The sequence below is a fragment of the Anaerococcus sp. C0059F3 genome (assembly GCF_056590475.1).
Map to the genome: position 1 here is coordinate 1 of NZ_JBWPWE010000025.1, position 1,562 is coordinate 1,562.

The following is a 1,562-nucleotide window of genomic DNA, read 5'->3' on the forward strand; positions in this document are numbered from 1 at the left end:
TAAGGTGACCCCACAAAGTTGGACCTAATACCAGAGTTAGAACTAAACTAGCTCTGGTATTTCTTTTTCCTTTCCTACACCTAGGGGTAGGAAATTTTTATGCTGCATTCTTTTCTCTATATTCCACTGGACTTAGATATCCTAATTTTTCTTTTATTCTGTCTTTATTATAATATTCGATATATTCTTCCAATGTTTCTTTTAATTCTTCATATGAATAGAATTTATTACCATAGTATATTTCTTGTTTCAATATTCCAAAGAAGTTTTCCATTGGTGAGTTATCTAGACAATTTCCTTTTCTTGACATTGATTGGCATATTCCTTTATTTTCTAGTCTTGATGTGTACTGCTTTACTTGATAGGCCCACCCTTGGTCTGAATGAAATATTCTCTTACTCTTGTTCACACTTGTTACTTTAATTGCTTTATCTAGAGCTTTTAGTATTGGTTCTAGTGTTGGTTTCTTTGATATTTCATAGCTTATGATTTCACTGTTGTACATGTCTAGGTATGGGTTTAGGTAAAGTTTTTTTACTTGGTAATTTCCTTTATTATCTTTTTCTAAGTATTTAAATTCTGTTGTGTCTGTTGTTATTTGTGTATATGGTGTTTCTATTTTGAATTTTCTATTTATTTCATTATCGGCAATTTTACCTATTGTTCCTTTGTATGAGTAATATTTTCTTGTTTTCCTTGAGAAGCTTGTTACTTGAAGCTTTAATTTTTGTATTAGTTTTTGTACCTTCTTCTTGTTTATTAGTAGCCCTTGTCTTCTCAGCATACCTGTGATTCTTCTATATCCATAGTTTGGATTGTCTTTTCTAATTTCTATTATTTTCTTCTCTAGATGTTCATCTTTACTGGGGCTATCTAAGCGTTTTTGCCAATACATGTAGGTTGATTTTGAAATTTTGAAATATTCTAACAAGTCTTTTAGTTTAAATTTATATCTTAGTGATTTAATGATCTTAGATATTCGTTTATTTCTGATTCTGTCATTTGAGAGAATTGAATCTTTTTTTTTAGGATTTCTACTTCCATTTGAAGGCGGTAATTTTCTTCCCTTAGTTTTTCTATTTCACTTACATCTTCTTTGATTTTAGATTTTTTAACATGTTTTTTATTACCGTCTTTTTCCATTTTTGAAGGCCTTCCTCTCTTTTTAGGTTTTAGTCCTTCAATTCCTTCTTCTCTAAATTCTTTTACCCATCTAACTATTATGCTTGGGTTATTGATTTTAAATTCATTTGCTAGGCTTTGATAGGACATTTCTCCTGTCAAGTACAAGTTTACCACATTTAGTTTAAAGTCTAAAGAGTAGTTATTATTCTTTCTTGATACTTTTAGTCCATCATAGCCTTTAGATTCATAAGCATTAACCCACACTCTAATAGTTTTCTTATCTCTGATGTTGAATTTTTTAGCTAATTCATTGTAGCTTATCTTGCTTTCTAAGTATTCCCTTACTACTCGCATTTTAAATTCTGTGCTGTATTTTGCCATTAAAAAACTGACCTCCATTAGTTGATTTTTAAGTCCAACTTTTGGGGGTCAGTACA

Annotated in this window: 2 protein-coding genes; both read right to left on the minus strand. The window is 30.0% G+C overall.

Going from position 1 to position 1,562, the window contains the following annotated elements; translation table 11 throughout:
- Positions 1–97 precede the first annotated feature (97 nt).
- Positions 98–1,012: an IS3 family transposase gene (locus tag AC1EJ5_RS09930; protein WP_479816009.1), complete on the minus strand. Its 915-nt coding sequence runs from the start codon at positions 1,010–1,012 to the stop codon at positions 98–100.
- Positions 955–1,506: a transposase gene (locus AC1EJ5_RS09935; RefSeq protein WP_479816007.1), complete on the minus strand. Its 552-nt coding sequence runs from the start codon at positions 1,504–1,506 to the stop codon at positions 955–957. The genes AC1EJ5_RS09930 and AC1EJ5_RS09935 overlap by 58 nt, the downstream gene beginning before the upstream one ends.
- Positions 1,507–1,562: the final 56 nt, after the last annotated feature.